This is a genomic window from Klebsiella sp. Shm-1, assembly GCF_040804525.1.
In the GTDB taxonomy this organism is placed as follows: domain Bacteria; phylum Pseudomonadota; class Gammaproteobacteria; order Enterobacterales; family Enterobacteriaceae; genus Klebsiella; species Klebsiella pneumoniae.
In genome coordinates, this window is record NZ_CP161823.1 from 2,837,935 (window position 1) to 2,857,867 (window position 19,933).

17 protein-coding genes and 1 pseudogene are annotated in these 19,933 nt (G+C 61.0%); 5 read left to right on the forward strand and 13 right to left on the reverse strand.

Annotated features, from left to right (window positions below):
• Positions 1-58 precede the first annotated feature (58 nt).
• Positions 59-982 (forward strand): LysR family transcriptional regulator, encoded by a 924-nt coding sequence (locus tag AB1E37_RS13950; RefSeq protein WP_004224395.1) that lies wholly within the window; start codon positions 59-61, stop codon positions 980-982.
• Between the two features lie 19 nt (positions 983-1,001).
• On the opposite strand, the pseudogene AB1E37_RS13955 reads toward AB1E37_RS13950, so the two are convergent.
• Positions 1,002-1,907: pseudogene (locus AB1E37_RS13955) on the reverse strand (LysR family transcriptional regulator).
• 138 nt (positions 1,908-2,045) lie between these two features.
• Between AB1E37_RS13955 and AB1E37_RS13960 the strand changes: the two are divergent.
• Both AB1E37_RS13960 and AB1E37_RS13965 read left to right on the forward strand, forming a co-directional pair.
• Entirely contained in the window at positions 2,046-2,975 is a 930-nt protein-coding gene (locus AB1E37_RS13960) for an aromatic alcohol reductase (RefSeq protein ID WP_004179577.1), read from the forward strand.
• A gap of 25 nt (positions 2,976-3,000) precedes the next feature.
• The gene (locus AB1E37_RS13965; RefSeq protein WP_004179576.1) at positions 3,001-3,207 is read left to right on the forward strand and encodes a DUF1471 domain-containing protein; all 207 of its coding nucleotides are present in this window, start codon (positions 3,001-3,003) and stop codon (positions 3,205-3,207) included.
• Positions 3,208-3,257: 50 nt separating this feature from the next.
• Here AB1E37_RS13965 and AB1E37_RS13970 read toward each other — a convergent pair whose 3' ends face one another.
• Complete coding sequence (locus tag AB1E37_RS13970) at positions 3,258-4,136, reverse strand: AraC family transcriptional regulator (protein ID WP_004151595.1); 879 nt, start codon at positions 4,134-4,136, stop codon at positions 3,258-3,260.
• A 158-nt stretch (positions 4,137-4,294) separates the two neighbouring features.
• On the opposite strand from AB1E37_RS13970, the gene AB1E37_RS13975 reads away from it, so the two are divergent.
• Entirely contained in the window at positions 4,295-5,050 is a 756-nt protein-coding gene (locus AB1E37_RS13975) for an SDR family NAD(P)-dependent oxidoreductase (protein WP_004224392.1), read from the forward strand.
• Positions 5,051-5,054: 4 nt separating this feature from the next.
• Here AB1E37_RS13975 and AB1E37_RS13980 read toward each other — a convergent pair whose 3' ends face one another.
• Complete coding sequence (locus AB1E37_RS13980) at positions 5,055-5,648, reverse strand: TetR/AcrR family transcriptional regulator (RefSeq protein ID WP_004179574.1); 594 nt, start codon at positions 5,646-5,648, stop codon at positions 5,055-5,057.
• 73 nt (positions 5,649-5,721) lie between these two features.
• On the opposite strand from AB1E37_RS13980, the gene bdcA reads away from it, so the two are divergent.
• On the forward strand, positions 5,722-6,435 hold the full coding sequence (gene bdcA / locus AB1E37_RS13985) for an SDR family oxidoreductase (protein WP_004179573.1): 714 nt from the start codon (positions 5,722-5,724) through the stop codon (positions 6,433-6,435).
• Positions 6,436-6,501: 66 nt separating this feature from the next.
• Here bdcA and AB1E37_RS13990 read toward each other — a convergent pair whose 3' ends face one another.
• The 10 genes from AB1E37_RS13990 to tli1 all read right to left on the reverse strand — a co-directional run bounded on the left by AB1E37_RS13990 (position 6,502) and on the right by tli1 (position 19,901).
• On the reverse strand, positions 6,502-6,996 hold the full coding sequence (locus AB1E37_RS13990) for a hypothetical protein (RefSeq protein WP_004179572.1): 495 nt from the start codon (positions 6,994-6,996) through the stop codon (positions 6,502-6,504).
• A gap of 127 nt (positions 6,997-7,123) precedes the next feature.
• Positions 7,124-7,666, reverse strand: a complete 543-nt coding sequence (gene tssJ, locus AB1E37_RS13995) for a type VI secretion system lipoprotein TssJ (protein ID WP_004176417.1) — start codon at positions 7,664-7,666, stop codon at positions 7,124-7,126.
• On the reverse strand, positions 7,644-8,729 hold the full coding sequence (tssG, locus tag AB1E37_RS14000; protein WP_032447508.1) for a type VI secretion system baseplate subunit TssG: 1,086 nt from the start codon (positions 8,727-8,729) through the stop codon (positions 7,644-7,646). Before tssG ends, tssJ begins: the two co-directional genes overlap by 23 nt.
• Complete coding sequence (gene tssF / locus AB1E37_RS14005) at positions 8,693-10,447, reverse strand: type VI secretion system baseplate subunit TssF (RefSeq protein ID WP_004892596.1); 1,755 nt, start codon at positions 10,445-10,447, stop codon at positions 8,693-8,695. The genes tssG and tssF overlap by 37 nt, the downstream gene beginning before the upstream one ends.
• A 79-nt stretch (positions 10,448-10,526) precedes the next feature.
• Positions 10,527-12,119, reverse strand: a complete 1,593-nt coding sequence (gene tssA, locus AB1E37_RS14010; RefSeq protein WP_004183804.1) for a type VI secretion system protein TssA — start codon at positions 12,117-12,119, stop codon at positions 10,527-10,529.
• Positions 12,116-15,544, reverse strand: a complete 3,429-nt coding sequence (locus tag AB1E37_RS14015) for an ImcF-related family protein (protein ID WP_004224382.1) — start codon at positions 15,542-15,544, stop codon at positions 12,116-12,118. The genes tssA and AB1E37_RS14015 overlap by 4 nt, the downstream gene beginning before the upstream one ends.
• Positions 15,528-16,667 carry a hypothetical protein gene (locus AB1E37_RS14020; protein ID WP_004224379.1) on the reverse strand — a complete coding sequence of 380 codons (1,140 nt, stop codon included), beginning with the start codon at positions 16,665-16,667 and terminating at the stop codon, positions 15,528-15,530. The genes AB1E37_RS14015 and AB1E37_RS14020 overlap by 17 nt, the downstream gene beginning before the upstream one ends.
• Positions 16,664-16,921, reverse strand: a complete 258-nt coding sequence (locus tag AB1E37_RS14025) for a PAAR domain-containing protein (protein ID WP_002902252.1) — start codon at positions 16,919-16,921, stop codon at positions 16,664-16,666. Before AB1E37_RS14025 ends, AB1E37_RS14020 begins: the two co-directional genes overlap by 4 nt.
• A 20-nt stretch (positions 16,922-16,941) precedes the next feature.
• Positions 16,942-19,383 carry a DUF2235 domain-containing protein gene (locus AB1E37_RS14030; protein ID WP_004224376.1) on the reverse strand — a complete coding sequence of 814 codons (2,442 nt, stop codon included), beginning with the start codon at positions 19,381-19,383 and terminating at the stop codon, positions 16,942-16,944.
• Positions 19,371-19,901, reverse strand: coding sequence for a T6SS immunity phospholipase A1-binding lipoprotein Tli1-KP (gene tli1 / locus AB1E37_RS14035; RefSeq protein ID WP_004224374.1), 531 nt, complete (start codon positions 19,899-19,901; stop codon positions 19,371-19,373). The genes AB1E37_RS14030 and tli1 overlap by 13 nt, the downstream gene beginning before the upstream one ends.
• Positions 19,902-19,933 lie beyond the last annotated feature (32 nt).

Below are 19,933 nucleotides of genomic sequence, written 5' to 3' on the forward strand. Positions count from 1 at the left end.
TATCGGGGTGATATTCACTATGCTGCCGGGATAACCCACATTCAAATTGATTATCATAATGAACAAAATCATTGAAAATGATTTTAGTCGTATCGATCTGAATCTGTTGACAGTCTTGATGGTGCTGTACCGCGAAGGGAGCGTCACCCGCACCGCAGAGGTACTCCATCTTGGCCAGCCGGCTATCAGCGGGGCGCTGAAACGGCTGCGCGAGATGTTTGACGACCCGCTGTTCGTCCGCAGCGCCAGAGGCATGCTGCCGACGCCGCGGGCGCAAGCGCTGATGACCGACCTGCAGCCGCTGATGGAAAACCTGCATTCGGCGATGTTTGGCGCCGCAGAGTTCGTCCCGGCGCGCGCGCAGCAGCTTTTTCGCATCGGCCTCAGCGACTGGAGCGAACACTGGCTGATGCCCCCGCTGTTACCCGGGCTGATGCAGGAGGCGCCCGGAGTCTCACTGCAGTCGATAGCCGCCGACCCCTTCCAGGTTCGCCAGTTGCTGGAGGAGGAGCGCATTGATGTCGCGGTGTCTGTCAACAAACAGAGCCGTGGGGAGGTGGTCAGCGAGCCGGTGATGTCCATGGGAGTCACCACCCTGTGGTCGCCGCAGCAGATCCCCTGCCGCGGTCCGCTGTCGGTGAGCGACTTTGTCGCCTGGGAACATGTGATGGTGGCCTATCGCGAAACCGGCCACGGTGAAATTGACCGCCAGCTCGCCAGCCAGGGGCTCGCGCGGCGCGTGCGCTTTGCCACGCAGAATTTCTCCACCTTTCCCCTGCTGCTGACCACCCTGCCGCTGTTCGCCACCGTCCCGCAGGGGCTGGCGCAGCGCTGGCAGGCGCAGTATGCGCTGCGCGCGGACGCTCCGCCGGTAGCGTATCCGGAATTTACGCTGTGCATTTTGCGGCACAAACGGCGGGCGCAGGATCCGGCGCTGAACTGGCTGGTGACGAAGTTAAAACAGGCCATGCGCGGCCAATAACCGGGCCGATGCCCCGGCATCAGGCCTCGCTGTGCGGGGGTTGCAGCACGCGCCTGCTCCAGTCATAAAACGCGCGCACCGCCGGCGGCAGATAGCGGTTTTGCGGATAGACCAGCGACAAGGGAAGATCAGAAGCGGCCTGCTCCAGACAGGCGACCAGCGCCCCGCTCTGCAGATAAGGTTGCGCCAGATAGCTGGCGACGCGGATCAGGCCCAGCCCCTGAATGCCGGCCTGAATGTAGGCATCGGTATCGTCGACCACCAGCGTCTCCCGCATGCGGATCGCGCAGTCGCCTTCATCGAGGGAGAAAAGCCAGTCGATGGTCCGCCCGGTACGGTGATTCAGGTAGCCCACCGCCCGATGCTGGTGCAGTTCGTCGATGCTCTGCGGCCGGCCGTGGGCCGCGAGCCAGGCCGGCGAGGCGAGGACCATCCAGCGGTAGCGGGCCAGAGGACGCGCCACCAGGGTGGTGGAATCTTCGATCCGCCCGGTACGGATCACGCAGTCGAATCCCTCCTGAATAATATCTTCCACGTTGTCGCTTGAGCAGAGGATCAACTCCAGATCGGGCTACTGCTGCAAAAACTCGCCGATCCTCGGCAGAATGCAGTGGCGGGCAAGGGATTGCGGCATCCCTACCTTGAACCGCCCGGCGGGCTGAGCCGAGCGCCCGGGAAAGGAGGCTTCCATCGCCGCCATCTCGGCCAGCAGCCTTTTACACTCTTCATAATACCGGCGACCCTCCGCCGTCACGCTGAGCTTGCGGGTGGTGCGCTGGAGAAGCTGCGCCCCGAGCCAGGCTTCCAGCTCCTTCACCACCCGCGATACCGTGGAGCGCGGCTGCCCGAGCACCTCCGCCGCGCGGGCGAAGCTGTGGGCATCCACGACCGCAACATAGACCTGCATGGCATCCAGTTTGTCCATTTCGTTACCCTCCGGCGCTCATTATCCCATTATTACGAACAGTCTAACCCGAAACGCTGTACTTATCGAATGTCGACCGTCCCCCTACACTGAACCTGTAGCCCGTCAACACAAGGCTTAACTGAGCAAGGAGTTAAAATGAAAACTGATAATTTTAATCATGCGGAAAAGGTATTGGTGCTGGGAGCGGGACAACTGGGCGCCGCCGTTCTCGATGCGCTGGTGCCTGCGGTAATCGAGCGCCAGGGCACGGTCTCGGTCATCGTCTCGCCGGCGGCCTGGGATGAAGCCGGCCAGCTGCGGTCGTCAAACCATCAGGCGCTGGCCGACGCCGGAGCCACCTTCCTCGCCGTCGATATCGCCGGTAGCGCCATGGAGACGCTGGCCGATCAGTTTCGCGGATTCACCACCGTGATTAACTGCATGGGGTTTGTCGCCGGTCCGGGGACACAGCTGAAAATTACCCGCGCGGTGCTGGCGGCCGGGGTACCCCGCTATTTTCCCTGGCAGTTTGGCGTCAATTACGATGTGGTAGGCAAAGGCAGCGGTCAGCCGGTCTGGGACGAGCAGTACGATGTCCGGACCCTGCTGCGCGCGCAGCGGGCCACGGAGTGGGTCATTGTCTCCACCGGGATGTTTACCAGCTTTCTCTTCGAACCAGACTTCGATGTAGTGAATTTATCCAACCGAACCCTTCACGCCCTTGGCAGCTGGGATACCCAGGTGACCGTCACCTCACCGGCGGATATTGGCCGCCTGACCACGGCGATTTATCTGCATCAGCCGCGGATCGTCAACGAGGTGGTGTTTGTTGCCGGCGAAACGACCTCTTACCGGCAGTTGGCGGATACCGTGGAGCGCGTAACGCAGCAGACGTTCAGCAAAGCCGTCCACACCCTGCCCGCCCTGCTGGAGCAGCTGCGGACAGACCCGGATGACGCCATGCTGCGCTATCGCGCCGCCTTCGCCCGGGGGGATGGCGTGTGGTGGCCGATGGGCGACACCTGGAATGCCCGCCACCAGCTGCCGACCCAGGACATTGCCGGCTGGCTGCAGACCGCGCGCTGATTTTCTCTCACAGGACAGAATGACGATGAACAAGTTAATTCCACTGATCGTATTGAGTTGTCTGCTGCCCCTCGCGGCAAATGCCAGAACCATTACCGCCACCGGCGATACCCTGGACCATGCGGAGAGCAAAATCCGCCAGCAGGCCGCCCGCGAGGGCGCGACTACCTATCGCATCACTGAAGCGCGAATGGGCAACAAAGTGCATATCACGGCGAAAATCGCGGACTAAAGCACCGGCGTCAGGCTCAGGGATGAGCTGCCGGCAGCCCGCGCGCCAGGTCAGGCGCTCATTTTTTCCCGTCGACGATCGCGGCCCGGCGGCGCGCCATACAGGCGAGCGTATTCCCGGGTGAACTGCGACACGCTGATATAGCCCACCTCCCCGGCAGCCTGCGCAATACTCATCCCTTCCGCCAGCATCAGGCGGCGGGCGTGGATCAGGCGTAACTGCTTCTGAAACTGCAGCGGCGACAGCGTGGTCATGGCGCGGAAATGACGGTGAAAGACAGAGACGCTCATCCCGGCGGCGTCGGCCAGCGCGTCGACGCTGACTGGCTGCATAAAATCCCGGCGCAGCATCGCCACCGCCCGACGGATCCGCGCCGAATGGCTGTCTACGGCGCCCAGAGCCCGGATGGCCGGCCCATGGACACTCTGCAACAGCCAGTAATGCAGCTCCCGCCGCAGACCTTCCCCCAGCACCGCCAGCGCCCCCGGTTGATCAAACAGCCTTGCCAGCCGGTAAGCGGCATCCGTCACATCGGCGTTCATCGGTTCGATACCAACGCGGGGCGCCTCATCCGGCCCTGACGGCCCGGCCTCCTGCAGCTCGCGCAGGATAGCCAGGTCCAGCTCCAGCACCAGCGCGTAATAGGGAAAACGCTGACTGGCCTCGGTGATCTGGCTGGTAGTGGGAACATCCGCGGCAATCACCATCGCCTCGCCCGGACCATAGTCAAAGCTGGCCAGGCCGGTGGTCACGCTCTTACGCCCCTGGAGCAGCATGGCCACCAGCGGCCTGGCGATAGCCGCCTGCAGGTCACCAGGATGCAGGGCCCGCACCAGAGTTATACCGGGAACCGGGGTAACTGCCACCCCGCTGCTATCGACATGAGCATCGGCAAACCGGCGGCAGAGATCGAACAGAGCGTCGCGCATAAGATCCTTTCAGGCAAGTTTTAAAGCCTGAGTATGCGCTATTTCCCGGCAAAAGGGAGTGAACGGAGAGAAATGGGCAAAAAATAACAAGGATTGGGCAACCCGGCCCGGTGAGCCTCTCCTATTGTAAGGACTCCACATACCAGAGAGGACCGAACATGACTAAAATTGCACTTATTACCGGCGCCAACCGCGGCCTTGGCCGTCAGACTGCACTGGATATCGCCCGCCAGGGTGGGGATGTCATCGTCACCTACCGCGGCAGTCTCGAACAGGCGGAAGCGGTGGTCGCCGACATCCGCGCCCTGGGCCGCAAGGCCATCGCCCTACCGCTGGATATGGCGCAAACCGCCAGCTTCCCGGCCTTCGCCGACAGCCTCGGCAGCGCGCTGGCCAGCGTCTGGGGGCGGGCCACTTTCGACCACCTGATCAATAACGCAGGGCACGGCGAATTCGCCCCGCTGGCCGAAACGCGCGAAGCGCAGTTCGACGGGCTGTTTAACGTCCACGTTAAGGGGGTATTTTTCCTCGTACAAACCCTGCTGCCGCTGCTGGCAGACGGCGGGCGGATCGTTAACTTTTCCTCCGGGCTGACCCGCGTCTCCTATCCTGGCTTCTCCGCCTACGCCGCCGCCAAAGCGGCTGTGGAGATGCTGAGCGTGTATATGGCCCGCGAGCTGGGCGGGCGCGGCATCACCGTCAATACCATCGCCCCCGGGGCTATCGCCACCGATTTTGGCGGCGGGCTGGTGCGGGACGACGCGGGGGTTAACGCGCAGTTTGCCGCCATGACGGCGCTGGGACGGGTGGGCGTTCCCGAGGATATTGGGCCGATGATCGCCAGCCTGCTACGCGACGATAACCGCTGGGTGACCGCCCAGCGGATCGAGGTGTCGGGCGGACAAACCATCTGACGACTCAGGCTGGCAGGATGCGCTCCAGCGCCAGGCCTGCCAGCCGCACGGTCTCCAGAAGACGCGGCAGACTATCCCCTTCCCGCGCTTTCGCCGACAGGCCAAGCATCAACGTATCCATATAGTCAGTCACCCGCAGCGCGTCCTGCGGGCGATGGCGGGCGATATACTGCTGGATTTTGGCTCTTGCCGCAGCATGCCATTCGCCTGCCGCCACCCGGGCATCAGCATCCTGACAATGTACCCCCTCCAGCACCAGGCAGCCGGCGGCGGCCGGATCGGCCACATAGCGGCGAGCCGCCTCCTGCAGTACGGCGATGAGCGACGCCGCCACCGGCTGGTCGTCTCGCAGCAGGGCATCAATGGGAATGGCCCCGGTCTGGCTGTAGCGCTGCAGGACGCGGGTATACAGCCCGAGCTTACTGCCAAAAGCGGCATAAAAGCTCGGGGGGTTGATGCCGAAAGCCTGGGTCAGATCGGCCACGCTCACCGCGTCGTAGCCTCGCGCGTGGAAGAGGCGTTGCGCCGTTTCAATGGCCTGTTCCGCATCAAACTGGCGGGGACGTCCCGGAGTACGCCCTTGTTTTGTAGTGGTCACTATATTAATCCTTGACAGCCTGTTTAGCCGCAGCATATTGTAATCATCACTACAATATCATGAGGTGTGGGATATGACAGCGTTTCACAACAAATCAGTGCTGGTTTTAGGCGGGAGTCGGGGAATTGGCGCGGCGATCGTCAGGCGTTTTGTCGCCGATGGCGCGTCGGTGGTGTTTAGCTATTCCGGTTCGCCGGAAGCGGCCGAGCGGCTGGCGGCAGAGACCGGCAGCACGGCGGTGCAGGCGGACAGCGCCGATCGCGATGCGGTGATAAGCCTGGTCCGCGACAGCGGCCCGCTGGACGTGTTAGTGGTCAATGCCGGGATCGCGCTTTTCGGTGACGCTCTCGAGCAGGACAGCGATGCCATCGATCGCCTGTTCCGCATCAATATTCACGCCCCCTACCATGCCTCCGTCGAAGCGGCGCGCCGCATGCCGGAAGGCGGGCGCATTATTGTCATCGGCTCGGTCAATGGCGATCGCATGCCGTTGCCGGGAATGGCGGCCTATGCGCTCAGCAAATCGGCCCTGCAGGGGCTGGCGCGCGGCCTGGCGCGGGATTTTGGCCCGCGCGGCATCACGGTCAACGTCGTCCAGCCCGGCCCAATTGATACCGACGCCAACCCGGAGAACGGCCCGATGAAAGAGCTGATGCACAGCTTTATGGCCATTAAGCGCCATGGCCGTCCGGAAGAGGTGGCGGGAATGGTGGCGTGGCTGGCCGGTCCGGAGGCGTCGTTTGTCACTGGCGCCATGCACACCATCGACGGAGCGTTTGGCGCCTGATACCTCAGGGCGGCGATGCGCGCTTTGCACCGCCGCCGCGGGAACGTCATCGCCTGTCAGGGATCATCAGGCCAGGCTATCGACCGCCATAAAAAAGCGATCTTCGGTAAGCATAAGCCGCGCTTCCGGGGACTGGTGCGCCTTGCGGATCATCCAGCCCTCCTCCGGGGCCAGGCTCAGATAAAACACCTCCCGGGATCCCGCGCCGTCGGGCGCCTCAAGACTCAGGGTCACGATCCCCTTTTCCACGCCATCCAACAGCTGCTGCGGCACGATATTGACGCTGCGCTCGCCGTTTTGCAGACGAATGGCCGGGATATCGTAGCGGCAGATGCCGCTGTTGAGGCTGTAGCCAAGGGTACTCAGGTCGTGGAGATGGCGGGTCGAAATCACCACCTCAATACCGGTTCCATCAAACCACTGACTTATCTGCTGAGCCAGTGCCGCCATCTGCTGACGAAACCTGGCGATATCCGCGGCGGCCGACCCGTCGAGGGCCGCTGTCCGCCGCGGATTTTGCTGTTGCTGCAGTTTCTTAAAAAAACGTTCCCTCGCTGTCACGTTATCTCCCTGTGCTGTGATGAAACCGGTTGGGCTGGATCAAGATGGTTATCGCCCGTTCGCTGGTTACGAAGATTGATGGCGGGCTGGCGCGATGGCCCCGCCGCAAATGTTTGTTTTTTTTACGTTACTTCGCCGCTTCAGGCCTGAGCCGTAGCTGGTTGTGTTCGGCGGTGAAAATGCGCGGCTTGTCCGGATCCAATTCCTCACGCGCCAGCACCTGCTTCCAGGTATTTCTTTGTGTGTCCGGATGGCGGAACAGGCCGACAACCGCCACGAACGTCGCCTCCGCTTCCAGCGGCATATTCAGACTGGCGTCCCCTCCGGGACCGATCACCACATCGCGACTGGCGAGGAGATCGGCGGCGAGCAGAATATCCCCCTCCTCCAGCAGCTGCTGGTAAACCAGCCGGTCAAAGGTCTGGCGATCTTTAAGCTGATAGATGCGCACCACCACCGGTTCAGAGAGCGAGTGATTCTCTCTGGCATCGGTGTTGAGCGCTTCGCGCGCGGTAAAGTCCAGATGCAGCGTATTAATTTTCTTATAAAAAACGGCGTTGAAGGCAGACTTTGTTCCCTCCGAGACGCGCTGGGTGAGTCCGCATCCGCTCAGGCAAAGCGCAAGCAGGGGCAGCAGACAGGCGGTTTTAGTCAAACTTATACGTAACACGTCGGTTTCCTTGTAGAAAGGTGGCAGGCTGCAGGCCCGTATAGGTACCCAGCTCGGTGGTAAAGGTCTGAGGAATATCGTCCTCACTCTCGCCCTCACCCACGCCCAGCACGCCGTTCATACCGAGCCAGAACGGCTCGTCCCCCAGCGGCGGGACAGCCAGCAGTCGGGTCGGCGCGGTCAGGGTGATGTTGGCCCGGAATCGCCAGCCGAGGTAGACCCGCAGCAGGATGAGAAAGTCCCGAAACAGCGGGCCGTCAGGCTTCCAGCCCTGCGCCTCCGCGGGATTGTCGGTGGTAAGGGCGACGAGGAGCTGGCTGCTGGCATCCATCGCTTCGTCACCCAGCGGCGTATTGCCGTCCAGGAAGAAGTCGTCATCGCCGTAAAACCCCAGCGGCTGGCTGATCGCCACCGGACGCAGGCTGTACGGGCTCACCCTGACGGTGGTCTCCGGGGCCAGCAGGGTGACCAGCGCCTGGATCCCCTGCTGGGTTTTGCCCGGCTGACGCAGCACGCCGGTTAGCGCCAGAAAGCGCGACGCCGGCGAGGCGATATGCTGCGTCGTGCCGGGGATGCCTAGCCCCGCCAGGCCCAGTAGCGACTGCGAGAGACGATCGGTGCCGCCGGGCTCAAAGGTGGCGGGCCAGGAGTATTTCCGCCAGATGCGGTAAAACTGCGTCATGATCCGGTGGCTGAAGATATCCAGTAAGCCCTGCAGCGCTTCATGCCCTTCCCTGTGCTGGGCGATATCATCGAGATATGCCGTCGGGAGCGGCGAATCGACACCGTACAACCCCATAAAGGTGGTGCGAATGACCGGCGGCCTGCTGTCATCGTCCTCATCGTATTCCACGGCTTTCAGTTCGCTGGCGGGAAATCCCATTCCCGGATGCGGGTAAAAACGCACCGGATCGTCAGCCGGATGGCTGGTTCCCCCCATCAGCGGTTGGCCGGGACGCCGTTTTTCCAGAAGCTGGCAGAAGCGGTAAAAATTGATCCGCGGCAGGTCGGCCTCCAGTCGCGGGGTCAGCCGGGAATGCGGCGGCTGTGCTTCTCTTCCCATTCCAGTCGTTCTCCGGTTGGTTGCAGAATGATAATCAGGCGGTTGAACAAGTAGATGTCGGTGTAGAGCGCGAAGAAGCGGCTAAGCATCTCGCCAAACAGGCATATATCGCCTCGTCCGGCAAAGCCGTGACTGTCGAGGGTGACTTCAATCTGTACGCCGCGCACCAGATGGCCCTGTGCAAAGCGCTCTGTTGCGCGGTGCTTCACGTCGAGGATGGCTTCCAGACGCCGACGATTCATCTCGCTGTCGGTCCATTCATACAGCGCCAGGGTGCCGCGCAGGACCTCCGCGTTATCCATCAGGGAAAGAAAACTGCTGCCCAGATGGCTCAGCACCCGCCAGTGAAAACGGTCCTGGGCGGGGGGATAGCACGGCAGCGTCGGCGCGCAGAGGTTACGCACTGCAATACTGGCGGAAGTGGTTTTCATCACCGTATCGAGCACGGTGCTCTGCAGCGCGCGACGCGGCAGCTGGCCGTTGGTTCCGGTGAGGGTCAGCGACAGGCTTTCATCTTCCGGTACGGTATGATTATCAAAGGCTTCTCCGCCGACGATAAGCCAGGTGTTGTACAGCCCGGAGGGGCCACGGCGCACCCGGGTATGATAGTAATAGTCCGCCGCGTCATGACGCATCATGCCGCCTTTGTGGCGAAAACTTGAGAACGGCGCGTAAACCTGCTGGTGTGAGGAGATCACGGAATCGACGGTGTAAATTTCGGTGTGGCCGTCCTGCACGCGCATCGGGCGCAGCGGGTATTCGGTCTGCAGGGAATTGATGGTCAGCGGATCGGACTCCAGCGGAAACAGGTTGATCACTGGCACGCAGTGCAGGCGCAGCTGCTTTTCGCTGAAGCGGAAGTCATGTTCCCAGCGTTCCGCCAGCACGACGTCGATTTCAAACCACGCCAGTCCGGCCGGAAAAGCCACCGTCTCCAGCCCGCGCAGATCGATGAACATGAACTTTTCGCGGAAGGTAAAATACTCCAGCAGCAGCTGGTAACCGCGAAAACTGCGGCCATCTTCAGGCCAGAGGCCGTCATCCTCGCCAAATCCCAGCGCGCTGAAATACCCGTCCAGCGGCCTTCTGTCCACCTCATCGGGCATGCGCAGCCACATCCGGGCCACATTGAGGGTAAAGGCCTCGTGCATGGCGCAGGCCAGCGGCGCATCGGCGTTGCAGTACAGCGGGATATGACTGAGATCGACCCGGCGCCAGTCCGTCAGCTGGCTGCAGGTAAAGCGCAGCGTGATCACCGACCGGCCATCCGTATCGGTGGCCAGCTGGACGCGTTCCAGGGATAACGGCTGCAGAGCGATCGCTTTGGTGGTGGTGTACCGGCAGCGCGTGCCCTTTTCACCGATCGGCCGGGAAAGCACTTCAAAACCTTTGCCTATCGTCATCGATTCTTTCATTTCCGGCCAGTCGGGGGTGAACTCCACGACCGACATCGAGGGAATGGTACGTAAATAATGTGGCCACAGCAGACTGACCACGCCTTCGGTCAGCTCAGGCAGATCGTCATCGAGTTTCTCGCGCATGCGGCCCATCAGGAAGGCAAAACCTTCAAACAGGCGCTCGACAAAGGGGTCGCGGGCGCCCGCTTTGTCGAGATTGAGCATTGCCGCCTGCTCAGGATGAGCGCGGGCAAACTCTTCACCCGCTTCCAGCAGGTAGCGCATTTCAGCGTCGTAATAACGCAAGGTTAAATCGTCCATAAATCACCAGAATGAGTAATAGCTTTCAGATATGCAGAGAACCGCAGGTGCAGGGAATGCAATGTGAATGATGCGTGAATTATGCGCACAGCACCGCGGCGCGAGCAGGATCCAGAGCGATGAGCCCGGCAAGCAATGACTCCATTTCTGGCAGCAAGCGATTTTTTTCTGCCTCACTGCGCCCGGCCTTGCCTCTGAGCAGCCGGAGTCGGCGGGCTTTGACCTCAAAGATAAGCTCCGGCTTCCATTGTTCGAGCGTCATTTCCCGGGCGCGGCTGTCGAGTTCCGCCAGCAGATGCAGCGCCATTTCATTTTTTCCGTACTGCTCGCTGACCCGCGCCATCAGTAAGCGCATCAGCCACCGATTGCGGCTGGTGGTATAGCCCGGCTGCGCCTGTAACCAGTTCAGCGCCGACTCAATACCTTCATCGTCCGCGCGGGTGAGCACTTCTGGCTCCAGCGACAGCACCTCATCAGCGCTGGTCGCCGCCATTACCGGCTCATCTTGCCATCCGGCCATCTCATCCAGGACACGTTCGTTAAGCCAGTTGAGCGTCACTTCATCGGCGAATGGCGTACCATCGTTAAACGCCAGGGTTTCCAGCCCCGGCAGACGAGCCAGCAGCCCTTTCATATCCCGGCACAGGATATCGGCCCGTACACTGTCAGCATCCAGTTTCAGCAACGCCTGCCAGGCGTACCACTGCACATCCAGCCACAGATGGTTGACGCCTTGCGCCAACAGCGTGTCCGTATGCTCCAGCAGTTCCGACCAGCTTTTCTGTAAATACAAACGCTTAAGATGGGCTTTACTCTCAGGCTTGGGAGGCAATAGCCGTGTCCGGCCGGAGGCATCCAGCGGCGGTAACTCCGTTAACGTATCCCAACGCACACTCTTCATCAGATGATGACCTGCCAGCCATCCGCCGGGACACTCACGCAGATATTTCGCCAGCACCTTAGCCTGATCGAGCAAATCACGACCTGACGTGACGGTATGCATTACCGGTGCGGTGTCCGTATGTTGGGGTAGCAGATCGTGTTCTTCGCGGCTGGTCTGCGGCACCAGACTGTGGGCTCCGCCGCTTTGCACCAGGCGGTTCTCCAGTATCTGATATAGCCCGGAAAGATCGGGGCGAGATGCTTCAGCCAAGCCGGAAAAAGTGGCTTCCGCCAGCAATAACGCCCCGATAATGACCTGCATAGTGGTCATGTCGACTTCCGGATAAAGAGACAGACTGTCCGACATCCGGCGACTGCCAAGCCATTCCAGCGCTGATTTACAGCTACGTTCACGCTGTGGATGGAGCATAGCCCCAAACCGCTCAAGCATTGCCGCCAGCAGCGTAACGCCCTCCGCCAGACCGGTTTCACCATCCCGCTGCAGACGCGCCCACACGTAAAAGGTGATCACGCGCAGATCCTTGCAGGTCTGAGTCAGCAGTTTTTCTGCCAGCTGGCAAATCAGTTCGGTATCGACGCCGGAGATCTTATTGACCTCATCGCGGATACGCTGAAAATCATCGTCATAGCCCGGATCGTCCCCGGTTGGTTGGGCGTCACTGATTGGCGCAAGCCAGGACTGCCACTGCGCCTGACGTGACCGGGCCTGCTGGCGTAGTACGCTTTCATCCAACTGACTGGCGGCAACCAAATTTTGTAAAATACTCATAATTCCATCTCATCCATGTCACTATTCCCTACCCCCGTCGTCAGGACCTGTGCGCTCTCAGCCGCATCGACAGTAAAAATCTGATCCGGCAGGGTCAATCCGCGCAGCGCCAGAAGCGCCAGCGGGCCGCTCCCAAGCTGGGAGCGCAATACCCACTGCAGAGTGCGGCCATCCGGGGCGGAGAAGCTCATCATCCACTGGCTGCGATCCAGCGGCTGGCGTTTACCCTGCTCCAGCCAGCGAATAAAACCCCAGGTACCGCTGTAGTCACCAAACAGACGCGTGCCCGCATTGACGGTGGTCCAGGTAAGCAGAGTGCCGGGTTTATACGTCTCCCCCGGCCAGCGGAAAGTCTGCCAGTCGGCCATTTGATTGAAATAGCGCAGCTTTTGGCCGTCTATCGTCAGCTGTGTCTCGACAACCTCCGGGGCAGGCCTGGCCTGTAACTCAAAGCTGATCCCCTGGCTGCCGTCGGTGAAAAGAATGTCGGACAGCTGGCTTAGCTGGTTGATCGCGCGCAGAAAGGCCGGATTAAAGACCAGGCCGTGACTGTTGACCTTATCCGGCACCCACTGACTGCCTTCTTTATGCAGGACACCGTTCAGCTCCGTCGTGAGAAAACGTTCGATCCGCCCGCTGTCCTTGCGCACAAACTCAGCCAGCATCGGCAGGGAGGCGTCGCTTTTGCTGGCGGCAAACGGAAAGCGTCCGTCAAAGGCGGTGTGCCAGTTGGCGACCACCGAGCGGCGCCATTTATCATTCAGACTGGCCGCCGACGGCAGAAGCACGGTTTCCCAGGCCTGAGTCAGCGGCTGCACAAACAGAGTATTACCGAAGCCACTCCACTCTTCGCCAAGGCTTGCCGAAATCAGGCTACCGTACTGTTGCGTGTCGGTCAGGTCGACGCTTTTCCCCTGGAAGACGGTCTGCACCAGGGTCTGCATCATCTCCTGCGGATCGGAAGCATTCGCAACCTGCTGCAGGCGCAGGCGCACGCGGGTGATACGGGTCAGATAGGTTTGCAGGCTCAGGGTGCTATCGGCCGACATGACGTTGCTGCCCGTGTTTTTCCCCATCAGCTGGAGCAGTGGGCCGAACGTGTCATCCAGAGGCCCCTGCGGGCCGGCTGCCGACTGGTCGATGACCGGCTTGTCTTTCCCGCCCACCAGATCTTTGGCCGATTTAATAAGGCTGTCCGACAGCCCCTCCCTTTGTTGCCCCGCCTGCCCCTGCCAGGCAAGGGTATTCATCAGGGCAATCAGCGGCGACTGGCGGACATCGCTTATCAGCGTGAGCTGGTCGGTAACATCGGCAATGGTGGTCGCCGGATTAAGTCGCAGACTGTTGAGAAAATTCAGCCAGCTGCCGGCGAAATCGGTGAAGTAGCGTCGGGTCAGACGCGCTTTCAGCGCCTCCGGCGACAGGTCTGTCGACATCGTTTTGCGCGAATCGCTCAGCACCCAGTCGATTTCCTCCCGGCGCGAGCTGGCTGCCTTATCAATGGCCTGCTGAATGCCACCTTCCCATGCCTGGCGGGTAAACATCCCCGGGACCACTTCATCGGTGGTAAACAGGCGGCGCGCGTCGGTGCCACTGGTCATGTCTTCCAGCGACACATCGGCAAAATTACGACGCACGGATTTGAGCATGTTCTCATATAAGGTGCTTTCGGCATTGCGGCGACCTAGCTGCTGCAACAGAACCTGACGGCTCTGACTCACCCGTTGCGCATCCGGGATGATCTTCCACTCTGGCCGCTCGGGCAGCAGGGAGAGATAAAAGGCCCACAAATCCGGCGCCAGACTTTGCCACAGACCGGTCGAGATCCCCATTCGCGTCGGCTGGACCGTTTTCATGGTCTGCGCAAAAAATGCGCCATCGGCTTTATCCGGACGAGCCATCATCAGCCAGGCTTTCAGCTGGTCATAGCCCGGTTTCGCCAGCCTGGCTCGTTGGTCGCTATTGGGGGCGGAGTTGACCAGCGCGCTGAGCGCCTGCTGCAACGCGGCATTGGCCGGGTCACGTATCAGGCGATGATTTGCCACACCGTACCAGGGTAGGACGGCGTTTAATAGTTGCTGATGATGGTCCAGACCAAAGCGCCGATACCAGGGCGCTCCCTTCTGCCCATCGTGCACGAGACGGCCGGCCTCATTGCGTAGGGCATGGAGGGCCGTCAGTTGATAGTCAGAAACGGAGGGGGGGGCCACCAGGTCGCGGGCTTTTCCCGCTACCGAAGCAATCTGACTGTAATTGAGGGCAAAGGAGAGCAGCAGTCCCGCCGCCCACAGGCCGAGGATGGCCAGCAGACCGCACGCCAGGCCCCGCTCCCACGCCATTCCCACGTGATGCCCGCGTAAACGGCGGCAGTCATCGACGATCCCCAGCCAGGTGGCGGGCAGCGTCAGGAGATGAGGCTGGCCCGCAGGCGAGGTATCCGCCTCCTGATACGGATCTACGGTACGAGGCTCTGGCAGGCTAAACATCAGGCCTCGCAGCGCAAGCCGCTGCCGCGAGGCGGTCAGCCACGGCGCCAGCTGCCAGCGCCATTGCGCGATCCCCCCGTCGATAAGCTGCTGCCCCAGACGCAGCAGAAAGTCGTGGCGGGTATCTGCTGCGATCTGGTGCATCCCCTGCTCCCGTAGCGTGGGCAACATCTGCGCAAGCTGACGGGCGGCATCTTCCTCAGTGGCGCGCAACGGGAAGCTAACCCCTACCGCCTGCACCGCGCGGTCAGCCTGCGGCCACTCACTGTCGCACAGTTTCCATAACCAGACCGGGGCGGCATAGCGCAGCAGTTCGCTGATTTTTTCCAGCCAACGCAGGTCGCTCTCGCTTATCTGCGGCGTCAGGGTCAGAGACGACGGCATCACCCGCACAATCCCGTCCAGAGGACGACCGCGGCGCAGCTTGCGCAGCGCGATGTATTTTTCTCGGTCAGGCTCCGATGCAAGGCTGCCGCCGTAAATCAGCACGGTGCGGTTGCCTTCAAGCCAGTGCTGCTGACGCAGGCCAGGCACCAGTTGTTCGATTGCCGCCTCGTCGCCGGTGACTAAAAGCAGGCGGACTTTGCGCCGCCAGCGCAGGCGGTAACGTGCGTGAAGGTGCTTTTTCAGCGGGGCATAAAGGGCTTCGCGCCCGGCGGGCCTGGTGGGTTGCCGCACAGGCGCTGCTGAAGGCTTAACCTTATCTTTTATCAGCAGTCGAAAGGCCATAAACCCCAGTACCAGCAGGCTGAGTGCCATCCCCCAGATAATAAAGCCCGTAGCGATAAGCGGGCGCAGCGTTTCCCACTGCGTGGCACGATCCATCGCCCACAGCCACCATGCCAGCCCGCCCAGGAGCACCAGAAGCGTGACCGCAGCAATACAGACGATAACCGTAGCCGCCACAGAGATAGCTGCAGGTTTATTGACGTTGTCCATCAGGTTTTACAATTCCAATTGCGAGGGTATTCAAGGGATCGCGGGCTAGCCAGCCACACGGTTGTTGGTAGTGCGCGGCGTAGATCGCCGCCAGCGACAGAACGGTCAAGCCTTCCATCTCGCCGATGTCTCCCCAACAGGCATCCTGGCGATACAGGTTGATATCCCAACCGCTGTGCGCCAGCGCTTCCAGTCCCGGCTGAAAAAACAGCGCACAGGCTTCCGGGGGGCCGCTCAGTTCGTTCTGCACCAGCACACGAGCGGCTACAGCAGTCAGGGCCTCCCCTTTTTCTGCGCAATAGGTTTCCCCCCTGGTCAGGTGCACCGGACCGTCTCGTCCGGCGAGCCACAGTACCGCAGACTCTCCGGCGGGTTGCACGGCCCCCGGCTGGGCGACAACCACCTGACATCCGGCGATAAGCACAGTGTCATGGGGGGCAGCTTCCGCCAGAGCGTGTGCTATCTCCGCGAGGCTGGCCTCCCCACGCCAGGCATGCGGGCGTGAGGGTAGTGTCATCTGCGCAACAGTGAGGGTCATCTGTGCACGAAACGCCTGCCAGGCGAGCTCCGTTCCCTGCCAGTAGCAACGCAGCGGCGGCGTAAGCGTTCTTTCACTGCGCTGTCGTTGCCATTCCATCACCAGTAGTTCCGCCAGCCGTTTTTCGCGGGCGATAGCCTCAGAAACTGAAAGGTATGGCGCTCGCAGCGCCCTGCCGCCGCCCTCGTTCTCTTCCTCTGGCGGACGCTGGTGACGGCTTAGCACCCGCAGCCAGTCAGTGGTCGTTTTGCCCATGGGCCCCAGTAACAGACCTTCCTGTAACCCGATCGGCTGCCGATGCTCCGCCCACCATTGCTGTTGTTCGTATGCCACCAGTTGGTCATAGAACCTGGCGTTATGCACGCTCATGCGGTAGTACAGCAGCCGGATCAACCAGCCGGTACCTGCCAGCACCAGAGCCAACAGGATCCCGGTGGCGGCCAGGGCGCTTTTCCCTTCTGACGAGGCAAGTAAAGCGCTGACCCCGCCGCTAAGCAGGACCAGCAGGGCCGAAGCCGATAGCCACCTGGCCGTACCAGGCGGTCGCGCGTCTCCGTACGGGGGATACTCCGGTACCGGCCTCACTGATCAACCCCGCAGTCTGGGTTAGAGCTGACCAGCGTGCAGCCGCAGGCGCAGCGATGACCGTGCAGCGCAACCGGCTGGCCATCAATCGTTGTTCGTGCGCTGCCTTCAGCAATGGTCGTCATACCGTGTTTGTTACACTTGACCGGGTCGCCCTTGCAGGCGAACCCCAGACCAAAACACTGATAATGCCCCATCAGCACCCTGCCCCCATACTCCCGCAGGGTATCGCCTTTGCGAATGACTTTATTCATCGGATCCTCCTTATCCGCGTTCAGACCGTTGTCGTCAGAACGTCCTCCAGCCAGCTGGCCGGCAGCGCGGCTTGCCCCCGCGCCAGCTGCTCGTCCGCTTTCCGCGCCTTTTGCTGTGCGACAACGGTTCCCGGCTCGTGGGTAAATGCCCGCAGCTGCTCCCCTCCGGGCAGCTCCGGCAGCGCTTCCCCGGTTATCTGGTCCAGCACCGCCACCTCCAGCGAGCGCACGGCGCCTGTCGCAGCCAGCCCGGCCAGCTTGCCGGTCAGGCGCTTTTGCCGGAAACTGAGCACGACGCCCGCGGTCACGGTCGCAAAACCCACCAGGTCTCCGGCGAGCACCAGCGGCGAGAGTGGTTTACTGCAGCGCTCGCTGAAGTAAATCATCCGGTAGCGGAAGTAGCCGGTCCACATCTCGCGCGTGCCGAGCGCGGCATACATAAACCAGGCGCGTGAGTCATGCACCTGATCATCAAACAGCGCCCTCACCAGCCCGGCAGGCTGCTCCGCGTTGCTGGCCTCCCCGGCCTCTGGGAACAGGACGGCCACCCGGGCCTCTCCGTCACGCTTCATGCGCCGGTATTCCTGCGCTTCATCATCGGTATTCAGAATGAAAATCACCGGCTGCAGCACGGTATCCAGCACCAGCTGCGCCAGGTTATCCGGGATACGGTAACCGTCGTGGTAATCCTTTCCGAACTCCTTCGCCGCGTCGAACAGCTGGGTTTGATCCATCTTTGGGTCAAAATCCTTCACGCCCGGCTGCAGAACCAGCTCATCCATCCTGTCAGGAGGCTGGTTTGCTATCTGGTTCTGGCGAGCCCTGAGCACCGCCGCCTGTTTTTCATCACGAACCTCTTCTGCCGCCTTCCGCGCGGCAGGCAGCGCGTCGGTATTCTTGGCGCGCTGATAGAAGGGCGTTTTCAGCATCGAGCCTCTGGCATAGCGGTCGATGCGCCAGGCGGTGATCCAGGCCATCTGCTCAGCAATGACGGTTTCCAGACTGCCGCCGGCGGCAGGTGGTTCGTAGTGAGAGGCTGCTTCAGGATCGAACGTTTTCGGCGTGGTTTGGCCCAGGGTGAGTTCGCGCCAGGCGTTGAAGCGGTTGACTAAAGGAATATCGGTATCAAATTGTTTTATGAGATCAGGGTGCATAGCACGCCATGCATCTTTTTTAAGATCAACAGGCAGCGTGTCGACAGGTACTTTCAGAGGGGCCCCAGCCTGGAAGCTCGCAGAATAAAGATCGTTTAAAACTACCTGAGATAGCAATAAACTGTCATTCTCACCATTCGCTTTCCCCTGATCCCCCGGTGGATATCCTCCACCAATATCCGAGTGCATCCCCGGGTAAACCACCTCAGTGGCACAGGGCGGGTATTTGCCGTTTGCCCGGCGCACTGAGTCCAGCGGAAAGCAGAGACGCTGCTCATGCCCGGAGACCAGGTGGACACATTTTTTTATCAGCCCGCCATAGGTTTCATCATCCGGCAGCTCCATCGTGCCGTCTGCCCAGGACATATGCCCGTCGGCAACCGGCACCACATGCGCCACCCCGACGGAGGCCACCGTATCCAGCAGCCCGAGAAACTCCACGCTGACGGGCAGCTGCATCCCGCCTGTCTGCAGGCACTGCGGCGGTTTTTCACCCTCCGCTGCCGGCGGGGGCAGCAGTTCGCTCAGCCAGCGCACAAAGGTGCGCGCCGCTGCCGCGCCGCGGGAAAAACCATAGACATACAGCTTGATGCCTGTCAGTTTCGGCTTGCCCGGCTCAGGCTGAATAATCAGGGGCTTCAAATCAGAGGCCAAATCATTCAGCAAACGAGTGAACTCTTCATAGCGGTTATGGCTGCCGCCAAATCCCAGCTGGTTCCAGCTGGTGCTCATTTCTTTCAGTGAACGACGACTCTCTGTGGTGGTCAGCCATTTTTCGGTGGCACTAAACATCAGCACATCGATTATGCGCAGCAGCGCCCAGTTAATCCGATCCTCCCCCTTAAATGCCCCCACCAGACCCATGGTGGAATAGTCCGGGTCATTCACTTCCGGGAAGGGGGTGCCCACGCCGGGCATATAGAATTTAAAATATTTCCCGTCTCCCCCGCCGTCATCATCAAACAGCTTGCTCTGATCGTCAGACGGCACCCCGCCAGCCGTTCCCGTTCCAATAGTCGCCCGAAACAGCCGGGCGATATTGGTCGGATGTTTCGGGTTCGCGATAAAAAAGTCATGATTTAAGTTATTGCCGGTACCGTCGAAAAACAGACTGATGTGCAGCGTTTTGCAGCACGGCGGCTCCACGCGCCGTCCGGCAGCCAGGCACAGTTCCTGGTGATAGCGCCGCTCGTCGCTGTTCTGCTGATGGCAGTTCTGCCCAACCTGCAGCGCCCGGCCCGGCAGACGTCCCTGCGGCGGAAACGGCGGCGGGACCCAGGCGGCATGGTTTTCGGTTATTTCGGACATACGGCGGGCTCCTTCATCCTGACGGGCTCTTTTATCGGATAGTTCGCATTTCTCGGTGACCAGCAGCTGGTGGTCACCTTCACGTCATCGCAGGGTAAAAAGTGCACCGTAATGCCGCACACATCCTGGCCGTTATAGTCGGGCAGCGGAACGGTTTGGCTGTGCTGGCGTTTTTGGGCATCAATGTCTGCTATCCAGGCTTTGTATTTAGCCCTGTCGGCAAACCCCGGGAAACCCGCGGATGAACCCTGCCCGGTTTCCCATTCAACGCGCACCGTCATACCCGGCGTCCAGCGGGCGGGCACGCTGAAGCAGCACCCGCCACCTCCCCCCTGGAACGGGCCTATTGAATCGATGCCCGACTGGCCGTTGATACTGAAGTGGTTGATCGCCCATTTTGTGTGGTTGATGGCTTTTATTGTTCCGCCACCGCCGCCTCCGGCCTGTGCGGCAGGCTGCGCGCAGCCGGTTAACAGCAGCAGACCCGCCAGCAGCGGGCTGATTAATGCAGATTTCATCGGACTCTCCCTGTCGGTTTGAGGGTAATTAA